The 20,807-nt window shown below is 76.5% G+C and carries 21 protein-coding genes; 15 read left to right on the top strand and 6 right to left on the bottom strand.

The window, feature by feature from the left end; all coding sequences use genetic code 11:
* The 6 genes from JIG38_RS04140 to JIG38_RS04115 all read left to right on the top strand — a co-directional run bounded on the left by JIG38_RS04140 (position 1) and on the right by JIG38_RS04115 (position 3,536).
* Positions 1–870, top strand: coding sequence for a DUF429 domain-containing protein (locus JIG38_RS04140; protein ID WP_199422486.1), 870 nt, complete (start codon positions 1–3; stop codon positions 868–870).
* Positions 871–946: 76 nt separating this feature from the next.
* Complete coding sequence (locus tag JIG38_RS04135; protein ID WP_199422485.1) at positions 947–1,255, top strand: hypothetical protein; 309 nt, start codon at positions 947–949, stop codon at positions 1,253–1,255.
* Positions 1,252–2,493: a hypothetical protein gene (locus JIG38_RS04130; RefSeq protein ID WP_199422484.1), complete on the top strand. Its 1,242-nt coding sequence runs from the start codon at positions 1,252–1,254 to the stop codon at positions 2,491–2,493. The genes JIG38_RS04135 and JIG38_RS04130 overlap by 4 nt, the downstream gene beginning before the upstream one ends.
* Complete coding sequence (locus tag JIG38_RS04125; protein WP_199422483.1) at positions 2,490–2,876, top strand: hypothetical protein; 387 nt, start codon at positions 2,490–2,492, stop codon at positions 2,874–2,876. The genes JIG38_RS04130 and JIG38_RS04125 overlap by 4 nt, the downstream gene beginning before the upstream one ends.
* 62 nt (positions 2,877–2,938) lie before the next feature.
* The gene (locus JIG38_RS04120; RefSeq protein ID WP_199422482.1) at positions 2,939–3,139 is read left to right on the top strand and encodes a hypothetical protein; all 201 of its coding nucleotides are present in this window, start codon (positions 2,939–2,941) and stop codon (positions 3,137–3,139) included.
* Between the two features lie 7 nt (positions 3,140–3,146).
* Entirely contained in the window at positions 3,147–3,536 is a 390-nt protein-coding gene (locus JIG38_RS04115; RefSeq protein WP_199422481.1) for a hypothetical protein, read from the top strand.
* A gap of 33 nt (positions 3,537–3,569) precedes the next feature.
* Here the strand turns inward: JIG38_RS04115 and JIG38_RS04110 are convergent, their stop codons facing one another.
* Positions 3,570–4,442, bottom strand: a complete 873-nt coding sequence (locus JIG38_RS04110) for an oxidoreductase (RefSeq protein ID WP_199422480.1) — start codon at positions 4,440–4,442, stop codon at positions 3,570–3,572.
* 116 nt (positions 4,443–4,558) lie between these two features.
* Between JIG38_RS04110 and JIG38_RS04105 the strand changes: the two genes are divergently transcribed.
* The 5 genes from JIG38_RS04105 to JIG38_RS04085 all read left to right on the top strand — a co-directional run bounded on the left by JIG38_RS04105 (position 4,559) and on the right by JIG38_RS04085 (position 8,321).
* A complete protein-coding gene (locus tag JIG38_RS04105) occupies positions 4,559–4,969 on the top strand; it encodes a winged helix-turn-helix transcriptional regulator (RefSeq protein WP_199422615.1) in 411 nt (136 codons plus the stop codon).
* A 70-nt stretch (positions 4,970–5,039) separates the two neighbouring features.
* The gene (locus JIG38_RS04100) at positions 5,040–6,173 is read left to right on the top strand and encodes a sensor histidine kinase (RefSeq protein ID WP_199422479.1); all 1,134 of its coding nucleotides are present in this window, start codon (positions 5,040–5,042) and stop codon (positions 6,171–6,173) included.
* A complete protein-coding gene (locus JIG38_RS04095) occupies positions 6,170–6,844 on the top strand; it encodes a response regulator (RefSeq protein ID WP_199422478.1) in 675 nt (224 codons plus the stop codon). Before JIG38_RS04100 ends, JIG38_RS04095 begins: the two co-directional genes overlap by 4 nt.
* An 86-nt stretch (positions 6,845–6,930) precedes the next feature.
* Positions 6,931–7,602, top strand: coding sequence for a DUF2306 domain-containing protein (locus JIG38_RS04090; RefSeq protein WP_199422477.1), 672 nt, complete (start codon positions 6,931–6,933; stop codon positions 7,600–7,602).
* 80 nt (positions 7,603–7,682) lie between these two features.
* Entirely contained in the window at positions 7,683–8,321 is a 639-nt protein-coding gene (locus JIG38_RS04085) for a suppressor of fused domain protein (RefSeq protein WP_199422476.1), read from the top strand.
* A 2-nt stretch (positions 8,322–8,323) separates the two neighbouring features.
* Here JIG38_RS04085 and JIG38_RS04080 read toward each other — a convergent pair whose 3' ends face one another.
* From JIG38_RS04080 to JIG38_RS04060, 5 genes are all read right to left on the bottom strand, one after another.
* Positions 8,324–9,796 (bottom strand): MFS transporter, encoded by a 1,473-nt coding sequence (locus tag JIG38_RS04080; protein ID WP_199422475.1) that lies wholly within the window; start codon positions 9,794–9,796, stop codon positions 8,324–8,326.
* On the bottom strand, positions 9,793–10,311 hold the full coding sequence (locus JIG38_RS04075) for a GNAT family N-acetyltransferase (protein ID WP_199422474.1): 519 nt from the start codon (positions 10,309–10,311) through the stop codon (positions 9,793–9,795). Before JIG38_RS04075 ends, JIG38_RS04080 begins: the two co-directional genes overlap by 4 nt.
* Before the next feature lie 132 nt (positions 10,312–10,443).
* The gene (locus JIG38_RS04070; RefSeq protein ID WP_199422473.1) at positions 10,444–12,981 is read right to left on the bottom strand and encodes an FtsX-like permease family protein; all 2,538 of its coding nucleotides are present in this window, start codon (positions 12,979–12,981) and stop codon (positions 10,444–10,446) included.
* A 3-nt stretch (positions 12,982–12,984) separates the two neighbouring features.
* The gene (locus tag JIG38_RS04065) at positions 12,985–13,797 is read right to left on the bottom strand and encodes an ABC transporter ATP-binding protein (RefSeq protein WP_199422472.1); all 813 of its coding nucleotides are present in this window, start codon (positions 13,795–13,797) and stop codon (positions 12,985–12,987) included.
* 87 nt (positions 13,798–13,884) lie between these two features.
* On the bottom strand, positions 13,885–14,121 hold the full coding sequence (locus JIG38_RS04060) for a heavy-metal-associated domain-containing protein (protein ID WP_199422471.1): 237 nt from the start codon (positions 14,119–14,121) through the stop codon (positions 13,885–13,887).
* Positions 14,122–14,330: 209 nt separating this feature from the next.
* Between JIG38_RS04060 and JIG38_RS20885 the strand changes: the two genes are divergently transcribed.
* The 4 genes from JIG38_RS20885 to JIG38_RS04040 all read left to right on the top strand — a co-directional run bounded on the left by JIG38_RS20885 (position 14,331) and on the right by JIG38_RS04040 (position 20,800).
* Positions 14,331–17,051, top strand: a complete 2,721-nt coding sequence (locus JIG38_RS20885) for a helix-turn-helix transcriptional regulator (RefSeq protein WP_199422470.1) — start codon at positions 14,331–14,333, stop codon at positions 17,049–17,051.
* A 51-nt stretch (positions 17,052–17,102) separates the two neighbouring features.
* The gene (locus tag JIG38_RS04050) at positions 17,103–17,987 is read left to right on the top strand and encodes a hypothetical protein (protein WP_199422469.1); all 885 of its coding nucleotides are present in this window, start codon (positions 17,103–17,105) and stop codon (positions 17,985–17,987) included.
* A 132-nt stretch (positions 17,988–18,119) separates the two neighbouring features.
* Positions 18,120–19,163, top strand: a complete 1,044-nt coding sequence (locus tag JIG38_RS04045; RefSeq protein ID WP_199422468.1) for an extracellular solute-binding protein — start codon at positions 18,120–18,122, stop codon at positions 19,161–19,163.
* Between the two features lie 167 nt (positions 19,164–19,330).
* Complete coding sequence (locus tag JIG38_RS04040) at positions 19,331–20,800, top strand: ABC transporter permease (protein WP_307844566.1); 1,470 nt, start codon at positions 19,331–19,333, stop codon at positions 20,798–20,800.
* Positions 20,801–20,807 lie beyond the last annotated feature (7 nt).

Genomic DNA, 20,807 nt, shown 5'->3' with positions numbered 1-20,807 from the left:
GTGACCACCTACCTGGGCATCGACCTCGCGTGGGGCGAGCGCGCGCGGACGGGCCTCGCCGCGCTCGACGCCGCGGGCCGGCTCGTGGCGTCGACATCCGTGGTGACCGACGACGACATCGCCGCGTTCGTCGCCGAACAGGCCGCGGGCGACGTCGTCGCCGCGATCGACGCACCGATCGTCGTCCCCAACCTCACCGGCCGGCGCGACTGCGAGGCCGAGCTCCAGCGCGAGTTCGGCCGGTTCCACGCCGGCGCGCACCCGTCGAACCGCTCGCGCGTGTGGCTGAACCCGCCGCGCGCCGAGCGACTCGCGGAGCGGTTCGGTTGGGATGTCGACCCGCGCGTGGCACCCGGCGCAGGGATGTCCGTCGCGATCGAGGTGTACCCGCACCCGGCGATGGTCAGCCTGTTCGGCCTCGCGTCCGTCCTGCCGTACAAGAACAAGCCGAGACGCACGACGGCGTCGCGGCGCGAGGCGTTCACGCGGCTGCTGGACGGGATCGAGACCGTCGCCGGCCCGACGATGCGGCTCGGCGAGAGTGTGCGCTGGTCGGAGATCCGCTCTGCCGTGGTGCGCGCTGAACGTCCGATGCACCTCGCTGCGATCGAGGACGAGGTCGACGCGATCTTCTGCGCGCACCTCGCCTGGCTGTGGGGACAGCGCGACGAGCGGCTGCGAGTGCTCGGCAACGTCGCGAGCGGCTACATCGTCGTGCCCATTCCGCCCGTGGGAACGCAGAGGACCGTGCGCCCGTCGCGCACCCCCGCGCTGAGTGCCGAGGTGCTAGAGCGCGTGGCACGCGAGGCGACGGCGCGGGGGATCACTCCGGACGAGCTCGTCGCCGAGGCGCTCGATCGCATGGGCTGATCTCGAGACGGTCCTGTGGACAAGGGCCGCGCTGCCGGGGATCGCGCCAGCATCGCTCCGACGCCAAGGGGGAGCGGTGACGAGCGGGTTCGAGATCGAGTACGAGGAGGCGTGGGCCGCCGGGTCCGCGCTGCTGCGCGCGGGCGACGACGTCGACGCCGCGGGCCGGGCGGGCATCCTGCTCGGGGCTGACGCGTACGGCGGACCGCGCCTGGTCGGCGCCGGACGGAGCTTCGGCGCGCGCTTCGAGCACCTGCTCGTCCAGGGTCTCGCCGAGGAGGCGGTGGCCGCGGGCGAGAACCTGCACGCGACGGTCCGCGACTACGCCGACGTCGACGTCCTGGCGCTCGGACTGCTACCGGCCGCACCGGCGGGTGCACTGTGAGGTTCGAGCTCGCGACAACGCGCGACCCGCACCTGCTCGTCCCCGGCTCGCTCGAGGCGCTGCACGCGGACGCCGACGACCTGGACGCCCGCGCGGCGACGCTGAGCGGTGCGGCCGCGGACGTCGGGCGGCACGTCGTCGCGTCCTGGATCGGCGATGCCGCCTCGAACTGGGCGCCGCGACGCGAGGCGCTGACCGACGGTTTGGTGGGCGTGGCGGACGTCCTCACGTTCGCCGCCTCGGTGCTCCGCGCGCACGCCGACGTGCTCGCGTGGGGACGCGAGCGGGCCGCCGTCGCCGCGGACATGTGGGAGAACGTGCCCGGCCTGTCCGCGACCGGCGGCCTCGTCCACTACGGACGCGACCGCAGCGGTCAGCCGGGGATGCTCAGCCCGCACCAGGTGTTCGGCAGCCACCTCGGAGACCCGTTCGGCCTGCGAGCGATGGCCGAGGCGGTCCTGGCCGACGCCCGGCGCGAGGTCGCCGCCTCGGAGGAGGCCGCGGCCCAGGTGCTCGACTCGTTGAGCGAGGGCATGCCCGACGGTCGCTGGGACCCGTCGCAGTTCGTGTTCGCGCTGGGTCAGTGGCTGCTCGCCAAGGCCGCCGGCCTTCCCGTGGTCCTCGCCGCCCGCGCGATCGTCGACCACGACGGGCTCGTCGCCGAGGGTGAGGCAGCGAACGAGGCCCTCGGCGCTCTGGGGGAGATGGCGGTCCACAACCCGGAGCAGGTCGTGCCGACCCTCCTCGACACCCAGACGCTCGAGGACAACCCCGGGGCGTGGTGGGGTGGCATGGCTCCCGACCTGGTGCTCGCCGCTACCGGCGCGGGTACCGCGCGTCTAGCAGGTCTACGCCAGCTCTCCCTGCCGACCGTGACCGCGACGCCGGCACCCAGAGTGTTCGTCTCGCGCGATCCGCTGGTTGCGGACGTCGCCCGGGTGCTTGAGGCGGAGCGCCCGGGCTGGGTCAGGGCGCTCAACCACGACATCCCGTACGCCGACGGCAGCGGCATGCGCGAGATCGACATCGACCTTGGCGATACGGTCGTCCAAGTCAAGAGCGGCGACGCACGGCGGATCATCCGCCAGATGGAGGCGACCATCGCGACCACAGGTCGCACGGTCGTGGGATATGCACCGACGATGCGCCCAGGTGCTTGGGTCGAAGCAGCCCAACGCGGCCTCCCCATCGCGCGGACACCGGACGAACTGATTGCGATCCTGAAGGAGCTCGAATGAAGTCGGCCACCTTCCTCTCTTTCGACCCGGAGTTCGAGCGGGTGGTGAGTGAGGTGATCACGGCTCGCGGTGGTCGGGTCGGTGACCAACAGATGGAGCTTGTGGAGGACGGCCCGGACCGCGGACGGTTCAACTTCTACGGGAAGACGCCGGCGGATCTCGACTGGGAATTCCGCGACCCCCCGTGGGAGGCCGCCGACGGCGTCACCCTTCCCGACATGGCGACGGTCGGCGGCTACTACGTCGAGTGCGGCTGGGAGCAGCAGTTCGCCGACGTCGCGAAGGCGATCGCTGAAGCTGCGTCGGGACCGGTCTGGGTCATGGACAGCGATGGCGTCGTGTGGGACGCCGCGGCCGTCGACCCCGAACGCATCGTCCTGTGAGGCCACGCCGCCGCCCCAGAGCGACACACGAGCACGTCGTCGACGCCTGGGAGGGACGTGCGGTGGCCAGGCACAACGGCACGGACGAGTGGGACCGGACCATCGGGATGATTGCCCGTCTCACCGGCTCGGACTCGACGGCTCGATCCAACGCGGCGGACGAGATCACGGACGTCCTGAGTGGACTCCCCGACGTGGAGTCGCTCGCGCTCTCCTACGTCCTTGCGACGCTCGTGCGCCTCGAGACCGCCGGCTCGGGATGAGGCTCCCGTGAGAGCAGCCGTCTTCCTCTCCTTCGACGAGTCGCTGCAGAGGCATCTCGAGGACCTGCTCCGTCCGCGCGGCGCCCTCGTGAACGGGGAGTTCGTCCGGCTGCAGGGCCCCGAGGACGGCGACCACGGCTGGTTCACCTGGTTCGGCAGGATCCCGGAGAGCCGCGCGAGCGACTTCCGCGACCCGCCGTGGGAATCGGCGGACGGCGTCGCGCTGCCGGACATCAGCACCGTCGACGGCTACTACGTCGAATGCCGCTTCGAGCAGCAGGTGGCGGAGATCGCGAAGGAGCTGGCCGAGGCGTCCGGGCAGCCCCTCTGGGTCCAGGACGGCAACGGCGTGATCTGGGACGCCCGGGCCGTCGACCCACGTCGCCTCGTGCTCTGACGGCCGGCTCGGCCGACGGCGCCGGACCTCCCCTCATCCCCCGATCGCATCGAGCTCCGCGACGTCACCGGCCGTGAGCACCACCCCGGCCCCCGCGACGTTCTCCCGCAGGTGCGCCACCGACGACGTCCCCGGGATGAGCAGGATGTTCGGCGAGCGCTGCAGCAGCCACGCGAGCGCGACCGCCATCGGGGTCGCGCCGAGCCGCGCGGCCACCGCCGAGAGCGCGTCCGACTGCAGCGGGCTGAAGCCACCGAGCGGGAAGAAGGGCACGAACGCGATCCCGTCGCGCGCGAGCTCGTCGACGAGGGTGTCGTCGTGCCGGACGGCCAGGTTGTACAGGTTCTGCACGCACACGATCGGGGCGACGGCGCGCGCCTCCGCCACCTGCTCGGGCAGCGCGTTGCTGACCCCGAGGTGCCGGATGACGCCCTGCCGCTGCAGGTCCGCGAGCGTCTCCATGGCCTCGGTCACCGGCTCGGACGCCGCTCCCATCGCGTCGCCGAGGCGGAGGTACACGAGGTCGAGCACATCGACGCCGAGCGTCTGGAGGTTCGCGTCGACCTGGCGGCGCAGGTCGTCGGGCGTCCGGGCCGGCGGCCAGCCGCCCTGCGCGTCACGGACGGCGCCGACCTTCGTCGCGACCGTCACGCGCTCGTACGGGTAGAGCGCCTCGCGGATGAGCCGGTTGGTGACCCCGGGCCCGTAGGCCCCGCTCGTGTCGATGTGGGTGACGCCGAGGGCGACGGCCTCACGCAGGACGGCGAGCGCGGCGTCGGGATCGGCCGGCGGGCCGAGCACGCCGGGGCCGGCGAGCTGCATCGCCCCGTAGCCGACGCGCGTCACGTCGAGGTCGCCGAGGGCCCAGGTGCCGCCGGGAAGGGTGGTGGAGGTGGTGGTGCTCATGCTCTGCCTCTCGCGCAGGGGCGGTGCTGACGTGCTCCACTCTGGTGGGGTAACTTCCCGTCAGGAAGTAGGCACTTCGAGGTGCCTAGGTCACTCGAGGAGACACCGTGCCGACCATGACCGCCGCCCAGCAGCGCGCCGAGGCGAAGGTGCAGTACGACGCGTTCCTCGCGGCCTGCCCGAGCCGCCAGCTGCTCGACCGGCTCTCCGACAAGTGGGTGACGCTCGTCGTCGCCGCCCTCGGCAGCGGCCCGGACTGCGCCGGCGGTCCCGCGCCGATGCGGTTCTCCGAGCTCGCCCGCACGCTCGCCGGCGTGAGCCAGAAGATGCTCACGCAGACGCTCCGGTCCCTCGAGCGCGACGGCCTCGTGACGCGCACGGTCACCCCGACCGTCCCCGTCACCGTCCACTACGAGCTCACGGACCTCGGCCTGTCGCTCCACGCCCTGGTCCGCGGCATCAAGGACTGGGCGCAGGACCACATGGACGACGTCGTCGCCGCCCGCGCGGCGTACGACGGCGCCTGACCGGGGGCCCTTCCACCGCTCGTCCTTCCGGCCGATCTGGCCGCCCCGCCCGCTGCCGTACGGTCGCCGCATGACGACCCCGCTGCGCTCCGCATGGGCGGAACCCCGCCCGCCCCGGCCGCGCACCAGCCGCGCCGCGGACGCCGTCGCCCTCGCGATCCCGCTGGTCATCGCCTTCCTCGAGGTCGCGCTCCGGACCGACCTCGCCGGCCACCTCGGCGCGCTCCTCGCGACCCTCGCGCTCGCGGGCACCCTCCTCTGGCGCCGCACCCGCCCCCTGCTCGCGCTCGCGGTCGCCGCCGTCGGGCTGACGCTGGTGTCGATCCTGAGCAGCGGCCCGGACATCTACGTGAGCGTCTTCGTGCTCGGCCTCGCGTACGCCGTCGTGCGCTGGGGGTCGGGGCGTGAGGCGATCGTCGGCGCCGTCGGGATGGTCGCCTTCGGCCTCGTCGACCCGCTCGTGAACGGCACGCCCGCGGGCGACGTCCTCGGCGGCCTCGCGATCCTCGGGGCGAGCCTCGCGCTCGGCGCCGCCATGCGGTACCGCGCGAGGTCTCGGCAGCGCGCGCTCGACGAGGTGCGGCTGCTCGAGCGCGAGCAGCTCGCGCGGGACCTGCACGACACCGTCGCCCACCACGTCTCGGCGATCGCCGTGCGCGCGCAGGCCGGGCTCGCCGTCGCCCCCCACCGGCCCGAGGCCGCGACCGAGGCGCTCGCGGTCATCGAGGCCGAGGCGTCCCGCACCCTCGCCGAGATGCGCACCATCGTCCGCGCGCTGCGCCGCGATGAGCCCGGCGCCGACGTCGACGCGCCGCAGCGCCGCCTGGCCGACGTCGCCCTTCTCGCCGACGACGCCGGCCCCGGCCCGTCCGTGCGGGTCACCGTCGCGGGCGACGTCGACGCCGTCGCGCCGTCGGTGGGCGCCGCGGTCTACCGGATCGCGCAGGAGGCCGTGACGAACGCACGCCGCCACGCGCGCTCGCCCCGGCTTGTGCGCGTCCACGCGGCCGTCGACGGCGACGTCGTGCGCCTGGTCGTGACGGACGACGGCGAGCCGCCCGCGCGCGCGTCCGGTGAGGGCTACGGTCTCGCCGGTATGAGGGAACGCGCAGCGCTGCTCGGCGGGACGTGCGAGGCCGGGCCCGCGCCCGACGGCGGCTGGGCCGTGACCGCCACGCTCCCGCGCACCGGCCCGGCGTCGTGAGCGTCCGGGTCCTGCTCGCCGACGACCAGGAGCTCGTCCGGACCGGGCTGCGGATGATCCTCGACGTCCAGCCGGGCATCGAGGTCATCGCCGAGGCGGGCGACGGGCGGCGCGCCGTCGAGCTCGCCCGCGCGCTGCGGCCCGACGTCTGCCTGCTCGACATCCGCATGCCCGTGCTCGACGGCATCGCCGCGACGCGCGAGCTCGCCGGGCCCGACGTCGCCGACCCGATCCCCGTCGTCGTCATCACGACCTTCGACCTCGACGAGCACGTCTACGACGCCCTGCGCGCCGGCGCGCGCGGGTTCCTGCTCAAGGACGCCGGGCCTGACCTGCTCGCCCAGGCCGTCCACGCGGCCGCCGCGGGCGACGCGCTCATCGCGCCCGCCGTCACCGCCCGGCTGCTGCGGGCCTTCGCGACGCAGCCGACGTCGACCCGGGGCGGCGCGGCGCAGCCGATCGACCCGCTCACCGAGCGCGAGGAGCAGGTGCTGCGCGAGGTCGCCGCGGGCCGCACGAACGAGGAGATCGCGCGCGCCCTCTTCGTCACCCTCAGCACCGTGAAGACGCACGTCGCGAACCTCCTGGCCAAGCTCGGCGTCCGCAACCGCGTCGAACTCGCGCTCTGGGCCTACCAGACCGGTCGCATCGACGGCGGTCGCGCGGACTGAGGGGCCAGGCCTCGGCCGAAAGGACGAGGCCACCGCCCGGTCGTCCGGCCGATCCGGCGCCGCGCGGCGCTCGCGACGATCGACGCATGACGACGATCGAGGCCCCGCTCCCGCGCTCCCTCCCCGCGCGCCGCCCCCGACGGCGTCGGCCGTGGGCGCCCGCGTGGGTGCTGCCCACCGCGTTGATCCTGCTCAGCCTCGTCCCGATGAGCGCGGGCTCCCTGCGGCTCGCGTCGCTCGCCGGCGCGGTCGACGTCAGCGCCGACCTCGGGGCGCCGCCCACGCCCGTGCCGGCGCTCGTCGCGCACATCGTCGGCATCACGGTCTACGTGCTGCTCGGGGCGCTGCAGTTCCACCGCGGCCTGCGGCGGCGGCGGCCGCGCTGGCACCGCATCGCGGGACGCGTCACGGTGCCGGCGGGCGTCCTCGCGTCGGTGAGCGGCATCTGGCTGACGCTCGCAGCGGTCGGGCCGGGCGCGAACGGTGCCCTCGTGGTCGTGCGGATCGCGGTCGGCGTCGCGATGGTCGCGGCGCTCGTCCTCGGCGTGCTCCGGGCGCTCGGGCGCGACCTGCGCGCGCACCGCGCGTGGATGGTCCGCGCGTACGCGCTGGGGCAGGGCGCGGGCACGCACGTGTTCGTGCTCCTCGGTGGTGAGGCCCTGCTCGGTCCCCTCACCGGCCTCACCGAGGCGGCGCTCTTCGCGGCCGGCTGGGCGATCAACGTCGCCGTCGGGGAGTGGGCGATCCGGCGCTGGTGAGCGACGCCGACGCGACCTGGACATCCCGCGCGCCGGGCACCACCCGGCCGTGGTCCGGGCGGACGCCTAGGCTCGCCGCCATGCCTGACGAGACCCCCGCACCCGAGCGCGAGCTCGCCTCACCCGGCTGGGACGCGATCGACGCCGCGCTCGTCGCGGTCTACGGTCCGGCGCCGCACCAGCACGTCTCCTACGAGCCCGTCGCCGGTGAGGCGACGAACCTCGCCGGCTGCGCGGCCCACGACGCCGGCGACCACTGGCACCTCGTGACCTACGGGCTGAGCGAGCTCTGGGAGAAGCAGCCGACGTCGCACCCGGACTACTCGGGCTGGGGCCTCGAGCTCACGATGCGCGTGCCGCGCGCCGACGGCGACACCCAGGCGCCCGGGTGGGCCTTCACGATGCTCAACGCGATGGGCCGGCACATCCACGCGACCCGCGCGATCCCGCTCGCGGGCCACCGCATCGACCTCGGTCGCCCCGTCACCGGCCACCCCGACGTGCCGGACGCTCCCGCCACGGGCCTCACCGCGTTCGCGGTGGTCGAGGACCCGCAGCTCGGCGTCATCGACACGCCCAACGGCCGCCTGGCGTTCCACCAGCTCGTCGGGATCACCGAGGCCGAGCGGGCCGAGATGGTCACGACGTCCACCGAAGCCGTCCTCGCGCGCCTCGCCGGGGCAAGCCCGCTGCTCGTGACGGACCCCGCGCGGGCCTGACGTCAGGCGCCCGCCCGACGCGCGCCCCGGCGCGCGACCAGCGTCGCGCCCAGGGCGGCGGTGACCAGCGAGACGACGGCCGCCGCCGTGAACGCGGCCGCGTAGCCGCTCCCGGAGACGACGTCGGCCTGGCCGTCGGCGAGCGTCGCCGCGGTGCCGATCGCGGTGAACGCCGCCATGCCGAGCGCGGCGCCGACCTGCGTCGCCGAGCCGGCGAGCCCCGACGCCAGGCCGGTGCGGTGCTCGGGCACGGCCGCGGCGACGACCATCGTCGTGGGCGTGAAGCTGAGCGCGACGCCGGTCGCGACGAGGAGCAGCGCCGGCAGCACGCCGGTCGCGTACGTCGCGCCGACCGGCGTGCGCGCGAGCCACAGGTGCCCGCCCGCAAGCACGACCAGCCCCACGACCATGCTGCGCTCCGGCCCGATCGCCCGGAGCACGCGCGGCAGGAGGGCGAGCGACACCACGAAGCCGGCGAGCGACGTCGGCACCATCGCGAGACCCGCGACCTCGGGCTCCATCCGCAGCGCCTGCTGGAGGAACAGGGCGATGAGGACGAACGTCGAGGCGCGCGTGCCGCCGCCGAGCACGGCCAGCGCGACCCCGGTCGACAGGGGCCGCGACCGGAACAGGTCCAGCGGCACGAGCGGGTCGGCCGCACGCCGCTCGGCCGCGACGAACACCGCGAGCAGCACGACGGCGACCACGGCGCCCACGACGACCGACGGCGAGGCCCAGCCCTGGTCGGGCACGGCGAGGGCGGCGTGGACGACCGCCAGGACCGCGCCCGTGATCGTCGCGGCGCCCAGCGCGTCGAACCGGCGTCGCGGACCCGCCGCACCCGGCTCGTGCCCACCCCGCCCGCGCGCGCCGTCGAGCAGGCGCGGCGCGGCGACCAGCGTGGTCACGGTCAGGGGCACGGTCATGAAGAAGATCCACGACCAGCCGACGGTCCCGGCGAGCAGGCCGCCGATGACGACGCCCGAGGCGCCGCCGAGCGTGGACGCCGCGCCCCAGGCCGCCATGGCCCGCGCCCGCGTGACGCCCGGGAACATCGCGAGCAGGAGCGCCATCGCGGCCGGGCTCAGCGCGGCGGCGCCGGCGCCCTGCACCACGCGGCCCGCGACGAGCAGCGCCTCGGAGGTGGCGGCCCCCGCGAGCAGCGTCCCGACGGTGAACACGGCCGCGCCGATCCGCAGCATCCGCCGCCGCCCGACGACGTCGGCCACCCGCCCCGCGAGGAGCAGCAGGCCGCCGAAGGCCAGCACGTAGGCGTTGACGACCCACGCGACGCCCGCGGGCGTGAGGTCGAGGTCCCGCTGGATCGAGGGCAGCGCGACGTTGACGATCGACGTGTCGAGCATGACCACGAACTGCGCGGAGACGAGCAGGCCCAGCGCGGCGGTGCGTCGTGCGCTCGAGGCGGGCACGGGGATTGCCGGTGCCGCGGGGACCGGCGGGGGGACGGCGGTCATCGGGCTACCTCGTCCGCGGCGACGAGCGGGCCGTACGCGTCGGGCGACCAGCCGGCGAGGACCTTGTCCCGCAGCGTCGCGCCGAGCCCGGCGTAGAACCGCTGGGCGCCCGCGTTCTCGGGCTCGACGCCCCACGTGAGCGTGAGCCCCTCGGGCGCGGCGAGCCGGGCCATCGCGGTGAGCAGCCGACGACCGAGGCCGGCGCCGCGCTCGCCGGGCCGCACCCAGACGTCGTCGACGGCGAGCACGTCGCCGCCGCTCCACAGGTGCAGTCGGCGCACCGCCGACGTGTAGCCGAGCGCCCGGCCGTCACGCTCGGCCACGAGGACGACGACGTCGTCGCGCCCGAGCAGCTGCTCCCAGCGCTCGGCTGTGACGCGCACGTGGTGGGTGTCGCCCTCGTGGGCGGCGATCTCCAGGACGAGGGTCTGGACGGTCGCGGCGTCGGCGGGGACGGCGCGGCGGATCGTGACGGTCGACGGGGCGGCGGGCGACGCGGTGGTCGGGACGGTCATGGCGGGCTCCTGGGGAGTCTCGGGTGGTGGACCTGCTGGGACCAGGCTGCCGCCCGCGCCGCCGGGGTCTCGCCGGTGGAACTACCGGGATCCTGCCGGACGACGCGGGCGGCCTGCGCGCGGGTGGTGGGGTCAGTGGGTCGCGATCGCCTCCAGCACGTCCATCCGCGCGGCCCGGCGCGAGGGCGCGAGGCCGGCCACGAGTCCGGCCACCACGGCGAGGACGACGACGACCGCGAGGCGTCCCGCGGGCAGCGCGACGACCAGCGGCGCGGTGCGCCCGAGCGCCGTGACCGTCGCCGCGCCGAGCCCCACGCCGAGACCCAGGCCCACCACGGCCGCCAGGGCGGCGACGAGGACGGCCTCGGACCGGACCATCGCCCCGACCTGCTGCCGCGTCCCGCCGACGGCCCGCAGGAGGCCGATCTCGCGCGTCCGCTCGGCGACCGAGAGGGCCAGGGTGTTCGTGATCCCCAGCAGCGCGATGACGACCGTGAGCACGAGCAGCACGGTGACGAGCCCCAGCACCTGGTCGACGGTCGCGCCGCGGGCCTCCGCGGCGGCGGCCTGGTCCTGCACCGCCGCCGTCGGGTGGTCGGCGAGCACGTCCTCGACCGCGGCGCGGAGCTCCTCGGCCGGCACGCCGTCGGCCCCGCGCACGAGGACCGTCGCGTCGACGTCCTCCGTGAAGTGCTCCGCGTAGGTGCCGAGCGAGACCAGCCAGCTCGTCGAGAGCGCCTGCGCGTCGAGGGAGTCGAGGACCCCGACGACACGGAGGTCCTGGTCGCCCGTGGCCGAGAACGTCATGGTCACCGTGTCCCCGACCTCGAGCCCGCGCTCCTGCGCGACCGACTCCGCGACCACGACGCCGCCGTCGTCCAGCGCCTCGAGCGACCCCGCGACGACGTCCAGGTCGGCGACCTCGCGCAGCGTGCCCGGGTCGACCGCGGCGAGCGCGCCCGTCTGCCCGGCGTCGAGCCAGTGCCCGTAGCGCACGCGCGACGTCGACCCGACCTCCGGCAGCGCCGCGACGTGGTGCCCGACGTCGGTCGAGAGGCCGCCGAGCATCTCGCCGCGCGCGCTCTCGACGACGAGGTCGGCCGTGATCGTCTCGCGGTACGCGCCCGTCATGCCGTCCTTGAGCGACGTCGCGACCACCGTCATGAAGGCGATGAGCGCGAGGCCGAGCGCGAGTGCCATCGCGGTCGACGTCGTGCGGCGGGGTGCGCGGGCCGCCGACTCGCGCGCCAGATGGCCCGTGACCCCGGTGCGCAGCAGCGGGGTGCCCAGGGCGCGCGCGAGGGGCGGCGTGAGCACCGGCCCCAGCAGCGCGAGCCCGACGACGGTCGCGACCGCGCCCGGCACGAGGACGAGCACCGGGGCACCCGCGACGACCGCGGCGACGCCGGCCAGGCCGAGCGCGAGCGGGACCGCGCGGAGCACGGACCGCACGCGGCCGGGCGCCGTCGTGCCCGCGAGGTCGACCGAGGCCCGCAGCGCCTCGACCGGCGCGACGCGCGCCGCGCGCCGGGCCGCGCCGACCGCCGAGACGACCGTGACGACGAGGCCGACGGCGACCGACACCGCGACGGTGCCCGGTGCGACGACCGTCGCGCCCTGGGGCAGGTCGAGGCCGAAGCCGCCCATGACGGCGCGCAGCCCGCCCGCCGCCGCGACGCCGAGCGCCGTGCCGAGCGCGCCGCCCACCGCGCCGACGAGCACCGCCTCGCCGAGTACCGCACGCGTCACCTGGCCCGAGGTGGCGCCCGCGGCCCGCAGCAGCGCGAGCTCGCGCCGCCGCTGGCTCGTGACGATCGCGAACGTGTTGGCGATGAGCAGGCCGCCGACGAGCACGGCCGCGGCCGACATCGCCGTGAGCACGAGGCCGAGCGAGCCGAGCTGCTCCTGCGCGGCGTCGGCGCTCGCGGCTGCGGTGTCCTGCGCCGTCGCGACGTCGTACTCGTCGCCGAGCGCGTCGCGGAGGGTCGGGAGCGCGTCCTGCACCGAGGTGCCGTCGGCCGTCGTGACGCGCAGCTCGGACACGCCGTCGCCGAGCTCGAGCATGCGCTGGGCGTCCGCGAGCGTGACGAGGGCGAGGGTCGCGCCCGGCACGCCGTCGGCGTCGCCGAAGCCCGCGAGGCCGACGACCTCGAGGTCGGAGCGCAGGTCGGTGAGGACGGCGACCGTGTCGCCCACCTCGACGCCCGCGTCGCGCGCAGTCGCGAGGTCGAGCACGACCTCGCCGGCGGACGCGGGGGCGCGGCCCTCGCGCACGGTGAACGCGCCGAACGGCTCCGGCGCCCACGAGGCGAGCACCGAGGCGCCGACGGGCACGAGCGCCTCGCCGTCGACCTCGATCAGCCCCTGACCGGTCGCGACGGGTTCGACCTCGCCCATGCCCTCGACGGAGCGGACGCGCTCGACGACGTCGGGCGTCAGCGGGTCGCGGTCGACCTCGACGCCCATCGCGGACCCGAACGCGGCGGCGCCGCGGACGGTGAGGTCGACACCCGCGGCGGCGGTGCCGAACTGCTCCTCGAGCAGCCGGTCGGAGGTGTCGGTGAGCAGCAGGCTCCCGGACACGAAGGTCACCGCCAGGACGACGGCGAGCAGGGTGAGGGCGAACCGCGCACGGTGCGCCACGACGTTCCGCAGGGTCAGGTGCCACATGGTTCAGACCTCCGCCCGCGCGGCGGGCTGCTGCTCGAGCCCGGCCATGCGGGCCAGGACGGTGGGGACGGTGGGGTCGGTCAGCTCGCCCGCGACGCGGCCGTCGGCGAGGACGACGACGCGGTCGGCGAACGACGCCGCCGTGGGGTCGTGCGTGACCATGACGACGGTCTGGCCGAGCTCGCGGGCCGCGCGCCGGAGGAAGGCCAGGAGCGCGAGCCCGTGGCGCGAGTCGAGGTTGCCGGTCGGCTCGTCGGCGAAGACGATCTCCGGTCGCGTGACGAGCGCCCGCGCTACGGCGACGCGCTGCTGCTGACCGCCGGACAGCTCGCTCGGGCGGTGGGTGAGCCGGTCGCCGAGGCCGAGCGTCGCGACGAGCTCGTCGAGCCACGCGCGGTCGGCGGTGCGCCCGGCGAGGCGCAGCGGGAGCGTGATGTTCTCCTCGGCGCTGAGCGACGGCACGAGGTTGAACGCCTGGAACACGAAGCCCAGGCGGTCCCGGCGGAGCAGCGTCCGCTGCCGCTCGGACAGACCCGTCACCTCGGTCCCGCCGAGCCGGATCGAGCCCTCGTCGACCCGGTCGAGGCCGGCCATCGCGTGCATGAGGGTCGACTTGCCGGAGCCGGACGGGCCCATGACGGCCGTGAGGCGGCCGGCGGGGATGACGACGTCGGCGCCGTCCAGCGCGCGGACGGCGGTCGCGCCGCGGCCGTAGACCTTGACGACGCCGCGCGCGACGGCGGCGGGGGCGGGGGCGTCGGGCGCCGCGCCGGCGGTGCCGGCAGCGCCAGCGATGGGTGTGGTGAGGACGCTCATGAGGTGCTCCTGGTGCGGGTGGAGGGGTGGGCGGGTGGTGCGGGTCGTGCGGGTGGTGCGGGAGGTGCGGGTGGTGCGGGAGGTCGGTCAGTGCAGCGGCGCGACGCAGTGGCCCGTGCGGACGACGGCCGCCTCGACGTCCGCGCGGTCCACGGGCTCGTCCGCGACGACCGTGAGGGTGCGGCGGGCGTGGTCCACGGCGACCGAGCGGATGCCGGGCACCTGGCGGACCGACGCGAGGGCGGCGTCGAGGCAGTGCCCGCAGACCTGGCCGGCGACGCGCACGGTGGCGCTGCCGACGAAGGTGCGGGGGGTGGACGGCATCACGGCGGCGGCTCCGGGGTCTCGTGGTCCGGCCGTGCGGGTGCCGGCCGGTGCACCGGTGCCGGGGGTCCCGATCGGTGCACCCCGAGCGTCGCCGGGGCGACCACCGGGTCGCGCCGGTGAAACCGCCTGGATCGGACGCGCGTGGTCGTCGGACGGCGGTCCCGCGGGGGTTCGGCGCGGCGCCGCTCAGGGCTAGGCTCCGCGCCGTGGTGGTCGCCCGGGACGCGGAGCGCGACGCCGTCGCGCGCGTGCTCGACAGCGCCCGCCGCGGCGAGGGCGGGGCTCTGGTCCTGGTGGGTGAGCCGGGGGCCGGCAAGTCCGTCCTGCTCGCCGACGCGGTCGCCTCGGCGCCCGACCTGCACGTGCTCCGGGTGCGCGGCGTCGAGTCCGAGTACCCGCTGCCCTTCGCCGCGCTGCACCGCGTGCTGCGGCCGCTCCTGCGCTCGGCGTCGGCGCTGCCGGCGCGCCAGTCGGGCGCGCTGCGCGTCGCGCTCGGCGAGGCCGACGACGCCGACGGCCCCGGTGCCGCGTCGGACCGCTTCCTCGTCTACCTGGCCGTCCTCGGCCTGCTCTCGGAGGCCGCGGAGGCGCGGCCCGTGCTCGTGGCCGTCGACGACGCGCACTGGATCGACGACGCGTCGCGCGAGGCGCTGCTCTTCGTCGCCCGCCGGGTCGAGGGCGAGAGGCTCGCCCTCCTCGTCGCCGCCCGGGAGGACGCGGGCCTCGACGCCGCGGACCTGCCGACCCTGCGCGTGGACGGGCTCGCCCCGGACGCCACCCGGGCGCTGCTGGGCGAGCAGCTCGGCGAGGACGTGCCCGACGCCGTCGCGCGCGCGCTGCACGCGCGCACCGCCGGGAACCCGCTGGCCCTGACCGAGCTCGCGCACGCGGTCGAGCGCGACGCGCTCCTCGGTCGCGCACCGCTGCCCGCCGCGCTGCCCCTCACCGGCGGCGTCGAGGCGGCCTTCCTCGACAAGTACCGCCGGCTGCCCGACGGCGCGCGCGCCGTGCTCCTCGTGGCGGCCGCGGACGACTCGGGCGACCTCGCCGTCGTCGACGAGGCGGCGCGCGCCCTGGGTGCCGACGACGTCGCGACCGAGGCGGCCGAGCGCTCCGGCCTGCTGAGCCGCCACGGCGACCGGGTCGAGCTGCGGCACCCGCTGGTCCGGTCGGCCGTCTACGCCGGCGCGAGCACGCCCGAGCGGCGGCGCGCGCACGCCGCGCTCGCCGAGGCCCTGCGCGGGCCGCAGGACGCCGACCGGCGCGCCTGGCACCTCGCCGCGGCCACCCCGCACCCCGACGAGTCGGTCGTGGCCGAGCTCGAGGCTTCGGCCCGACGCTCGGCCGCGGTGGGCGGGCACGAGGCGGCGTCGGCGGCCTGGGAGCGCGCGGCCGAGCTCACGGCGGACCCGGGCGCGCGCGGGCGGCGGCTGCAGGAGGCGGCGTCGGCCGCGTGGACCGCAGGCCAGCCCGACCGCGCCGCGACGCTCGCCGACGCCGCGGTGCTCGTGCTCGACGACCCCCGGCGCCACGCGGACGCCGTGCTGCTGCGCGCCCGAGTCGAGTGGAACACCGGGTCCGTGCAGGTCGCGCACCGGCGCCTCCTCGGGGAGGCCGCCGCCGTCGCGCCGCACGACCCGCGCCGGGCCCGCGAGCTCGCGATGTTCGCCGCGTCGCTCACCGCGACGACGCCCGTCGAGGCGTCCGCCGACCCGCTCGCCCTCGTCGGCGAGCCGACCACCCCGGAGGAGCGCTGCACCGCCGACCTGCTGCGCGCGTTCGTCCACCTGGGCCGCCACGCGTGGGGACCGGCGGTCGACGCGGTCCGCGCGGCGGAGGCCCATTCCGCCGACGTCGACCTCGGGCTCGAGGGCCTGCTGCCCAACCTCGGGCTCGCGGCGATGCACGTCGCGCTCGACGACGCGGCGCTGCGCCTGCACGAGCGGCTCCTCGCGGACGCGCGCGACGCGGGCGCGCTGATCATGGTCCTCTACGCCCTGACGCGCCGGGGCGCGGTCGACCAGGTGCTGGGGCGCTGGGACCAGCTCGCTGCGGGCGCGCGCGAGGCGCTCGGCCTCGCCGAGGCGACCGGCCGGCCCGCGCTGGCCGCGATGCCCCGGGCCTGGATCGCGCTGGTCGCCGCGCTGCGGGGCGCCGACGACGCGCCTGAGCAGCTCGCCGCGCTCGAGCGCGTGCTGGCCGAGGGGCCGTCGGGCACCACGGAGTCCTCGGTCCGCGACCAGCTGCTCTGGACGCGCGCGGTCCTGGCCACGACACCCGCGGACGCGCTGCACCACTACGAGCAGATGGCCCACGGGTTCGCGGAGCGCATGATCGCGCTCGACCGGATCGAGACGGCGGTCGCGGCGGGCCGCCGTGACCTCGCCGAGCGGTGGCTCGCGCAGATCGCGCACTTCGCCGAGGGGACCGGCTCGCCGTGGGCGGGCGCGGTGACCGAGCACGCGCGCGCGGCGCTCGCCGACGGCGCGCAGGTCGAGGCCCACCTGCGCCGCGCGCTGGCGCTGCACGCCGTGTCGCCGCGCCGGGTCGACGCCGCCCGGACCCACCTCGCCCTGGGCGAGTGGCTGCGCCGCGAGCGTCGGCGCGTCGACGCGCGACCGCACCTGCGTGCGGCGCTGCAGGTCTTCGAGGACGTCGGCGCGCGGCGGTGGGCCGAGCGCGCCGCGCAGGAGCTGCGGGCGTCGGGCGAGACCGTCCGGCGCCGCGACGCCGACCCGGGCGCCGCGCCGCACCTCACGCCCACCGAGCTGCAGGTCGCGCGCCTCGTCGCGCAGGGTCTTGCCACGCGGGACGTCGCGGCGCAGCTCTTCGTCAGCCCGCGGACCGTCGACTTCCACCTGCGCAACGTCTTCGCCAAGACCGGCGTGACGTCGCGCGCCGCGCTCGCGCACGTCCCGCTCGGCTGACGCCGTCACAGACGCGGCGCGCAGGACTCCTTCCGAACGAGGGGGTCACCCATGCGCACACCGGCCCGGACCCGACGAGCCGCCCTGACGGCCGCAGCGGCGGTCGCGCTCACGGTCGCGCTCGCCACCGCCGCGGCCCCGGCACCTGAGCACCGGGACGGCGGGGGTGCCGAGCACCGGGACGGGTGCGCCGGCCTCGTCCTGGTCGGCCCGAGCGGCGCCGTCCGCACCGGGTGCGCGCCGGAGGGCCGCGGCGCGGCCGACGGCTCCCCGCTCCGCCTCGGCCACGCCGTCGCGGACGTGCGGGACGTCACCGTGGACGGGCCCGGGACGGTGGTGGGCGTCGCGGCGCCCGGGGCGGTCGGCGTCGTGACCTTCGACGGCGCCGCGGGAGCGGCGGTCCTCGTCGAGGTGGACGCGGCCTCGCCCGCGCTGGGCGGGTGCGGCGTCGTCGAGCTGCTGGCGCCGGACGGCGCGTCCCTGGCGTCGGGCTGCGTGCGCGGGGGGCAGGGAACCGTCGACGCGACGACGCTGCCCGCCACCGGCCGGTACGCGGTCGTCGTGGACCCCGCCGACGCCGGAACCGGCACGGCTCGCGTCCGGCTCGCGAGCACGGTCGACCAGGTCGGCCCGCTGACGCTCGGCGGACCGCCCGTCGACGTGCGGCTCGAGCGCGCGGGCTCCGTCGCGAGACTGCCCTTCGCGGCCGCGGCCGGCCAGGTCGTCGTCGTGCAGCTGAGCGGGGCGACGTTGGCCGACCAGTGCGAGGCCGTGCGGCTTCTCGGCCCGGACGGCCGCGAGGTCCGCTCGGGCTGCCTGCTCGACGGCGCGGGCGAGCTGCGGCACCGCGTCGCCGGCGCGGGCGAGCACGTCGTGGTCGTCGACCCACGGGCGCGGGAGACCGGCACCGTGACCGTGGGTGTGAGCGAGGGCTGAGGCACGGGGCGCCGCGCCGTCGGGCCCCCGCGCACGCCCGCCGGTCGCCGTTTCCGTGCGAGGTAAGGGTTGCCTTAGAGTCGAGCGCGCGCCGGAGTCCGGCGCCCCCGCCGCCCCACCCCTGAGGTCCCCATGCGCCCGTCGGTCCCCGCCCGCCTCCGCGTCCTCGCCGCAGCCACGTCGCTCGCGGCCGTCGGCGCCCTCGCCGCGTGCGGCGACGCCGCGCCCGAGGAGGAGTCCGGGCCCGCCCTGACCATCTACTCGGGCCGCAACGAGAACCTCGTCGGCCCGCTGCTCGAGCAGCTCGAGGCCGCCGTCGGCGTCCCCGTCGAGGTCCGCTACGCCGGCTCGAGCGAGCTCGCCGCCCAGCTGCTCGAGGAGGGCGAGGGCACGGACGCCGACCTCTTCTTCAGCCAGGACGCGGGCGCGCTCGGCGCGCTGAAGAACGCCGACATGCTCGCCGACCTCCCGGCGGCCGTGCTCGACCGCGTCCCCGAGCAGTACCGCGACGCCGACGGCACCTGGGTCGCGACGTCGGCCCGGGCACGCGTCCTCGCGTACGACCCCGCTCAGGCGCCCGAGGTCACCTCGTTCACCGGCATCGACCAGGTCCTCGACGAGGCGTACCGCGGCAAGATCGGCTTCGCGCCGACCAACGCGTCCTTCCACGCGTTCGTCACCGCGCTGCGCCTCGACCGCGGCGAGGACGGCGCGCGCCGGTGGCTCGAGGACTTCGCGGCGCTCGACCCGCAGGCCTACGACAACAACATCGCCGTGCTCGACGCGGTCGACGAGGGGCAGGTCGCCCTCGGCCTCATCAACCACTACTACTGGTACGAGCAGGTCGCGGAGGAGGGCGCCGACGCCGTCCCGTCCCGCCTGCACTTCCTCGCGAGCGACGACCCGGGCGCGCTCATCAACGTCGCGGGCGTCGGCGTGCTCGCCGGCTCGGACATGGCGGACGAGGCCCAGGCGGCCGCGGAGTTCCTCGTCTCGGACGAGGCCCAGCAGTACTTCGCGGACGTCACCGCCGAGTACCCCGTGGTCGAGGGCATCACGTCGACCGAGCACGACCTGCAGCCCCTGTCGGAGCTGTCGGGCTACGTCGTCGACCTCAACGCGCTGGAGTCGCTCGAGCAGACGCTCGCGCTGCTCGACGAGGTGGGTCTCACCTGAGCCTCCCCGGTCGCGCCGCGCGCCGTCCGTCCCGGTCCGGCACCGCCCGGCCGACGGCGGTCCTCCTCGCGCCCGCGTGGGTCGCGGCGGCCGTCGCGCTGCTCCCGGTCGTCTACCTCGTCGTCCGGGCCGCCGAGGCGGGCGCGGCCGACGTCGTCGCGATCCTCGTGCGGGACCGCACGGTCACGCTCGTGCTGCGCAGCCTGGCCCTCGCGGCCGCCGTGACCGCCTCGGCGATCGTCATCGGCGTGGCCCTCGCGTGGCTCACCACGCGCGCACGGCTGCCGTGGCGCCGCGGCTGGGCCGTGCTCGCCGCGCTGCCGCTCGCCGTCCCGAGCTTCGTCGCCGCGTACACGTGGGTGTCGGTGGCCCCCGGGGTGTCGGGGTTCCTCGGCACGTGGCTGGTCCTCACGTTCTCGACCTACCCCTACGTCTACCTGCCCGTCGCGGCGGCCCTGACGCGCACCGACCCCGCGCTCGAGGAGGTCGCGCGCTCCCTCGGGCGGACGGGCCTCGCGGCCACGGTCGAGGTCACCGCGCGCGTCGTGCGGCCCGCGGTCGCGGCGGGCGCGCTGCTCGTCGCGCTCTACGCGCTGAGCGACTTCGGCACGCCCTCGCTCATGCGGTACGACGTCTTCACGCGCGTCATCCACACGTCCTACAGCGCGTCCTTCGACCGCACGCCCGCCGCCGTCCTCTCGCTCGTGCTCGTCGCGATCACGGTCGCGATCACGGTCGCGGAGCAGCGCAGCCGGGGCCGCGCGGGCTACGCGCGGCTCGGCGCGGGCGCTGCGCGCGCGCTGCACGACGTCGACCTGGGCCGGGCCACGCCGCTCGCCGTCGCCTTCACGGGCGCGGTGACGGCCGTCGCGCTCGGCTTCCCCGCCGTGGTCCTCGGCCTGTGGGTGAGCCGCGGCCGCTCGGCGGGCGTCGACTGGGCCGAGCTCGTGCCCGCCGGCGTCTCGACCGTGTGGGTCGCCGTCCTCGGCGCCCTCGCCGCGACCGCGCTCGCCGTGCCCGTCGGGGTGCTCGCCGCGCGGCACCCCGACCGCGGCGGGCGCCTGCTCGAGCACCTCACGTACGCGGGGCACGCGGTGCCCGGCATCGTCGTCGCGCTCGCGCTCGTCTTCTTCGGCGTGCGGTACGCGCAGCCGGTCTACCAGCGCACCCCGCTCCTCGTGCTCGCCTACGCGGTCCTCTTCATGCCCGCCGTCGTGGGTGCCGTGCGCGCGGCGGTGAGCCAGAGCCCGCCGCGCCTCGAGGAGGTCGCTCGCTCGCTCGGCCGGACGCCCGCCGGCGTGCTGCGCGACGTCACGCTCCGGCTCGCGACGCCGGGCATCGCGGCGGGGTTCGCGCTCGTCACGCTCACCGCGATGAAGGAGCTGCCCGCGACGCTGCTGCTGCGGCCCACGGGGATGGACACGCTCGCGACCCGGCTGTGGACCGAGACCGGCGTCGGCGCGTACGCGGCGGCCGCGCCGTACGCCGTCGCGCTCGTGCTGCTCGCCGCCGTGCCGACCGTGCTGCTCGCGCGCGTGCAGGAGCGCGTGACCCGTCCGGCGCAGCCGGGCGGGGAGCCCGTCGACCCGGTGGCTACCGTGGTGCCCGCGGTGGCGACGGAGGGCGGGGCACGATGAGCACGAG

It is taken from the genome of Actinotalea solisilvae, assembly GCF_016464425.1.
Classification (GTDB): domain Bacteria; phylum Actinomycetota; class Actinomycetes; order Actinomycetales; family Cellulomonadaceae; genus Actinotalea; species Actinotalea solisilvae.
Note: the sequence above shows the minus strand (reverse complement) of the source record. Positions and strands in the feature narration are given on the sequence as shown.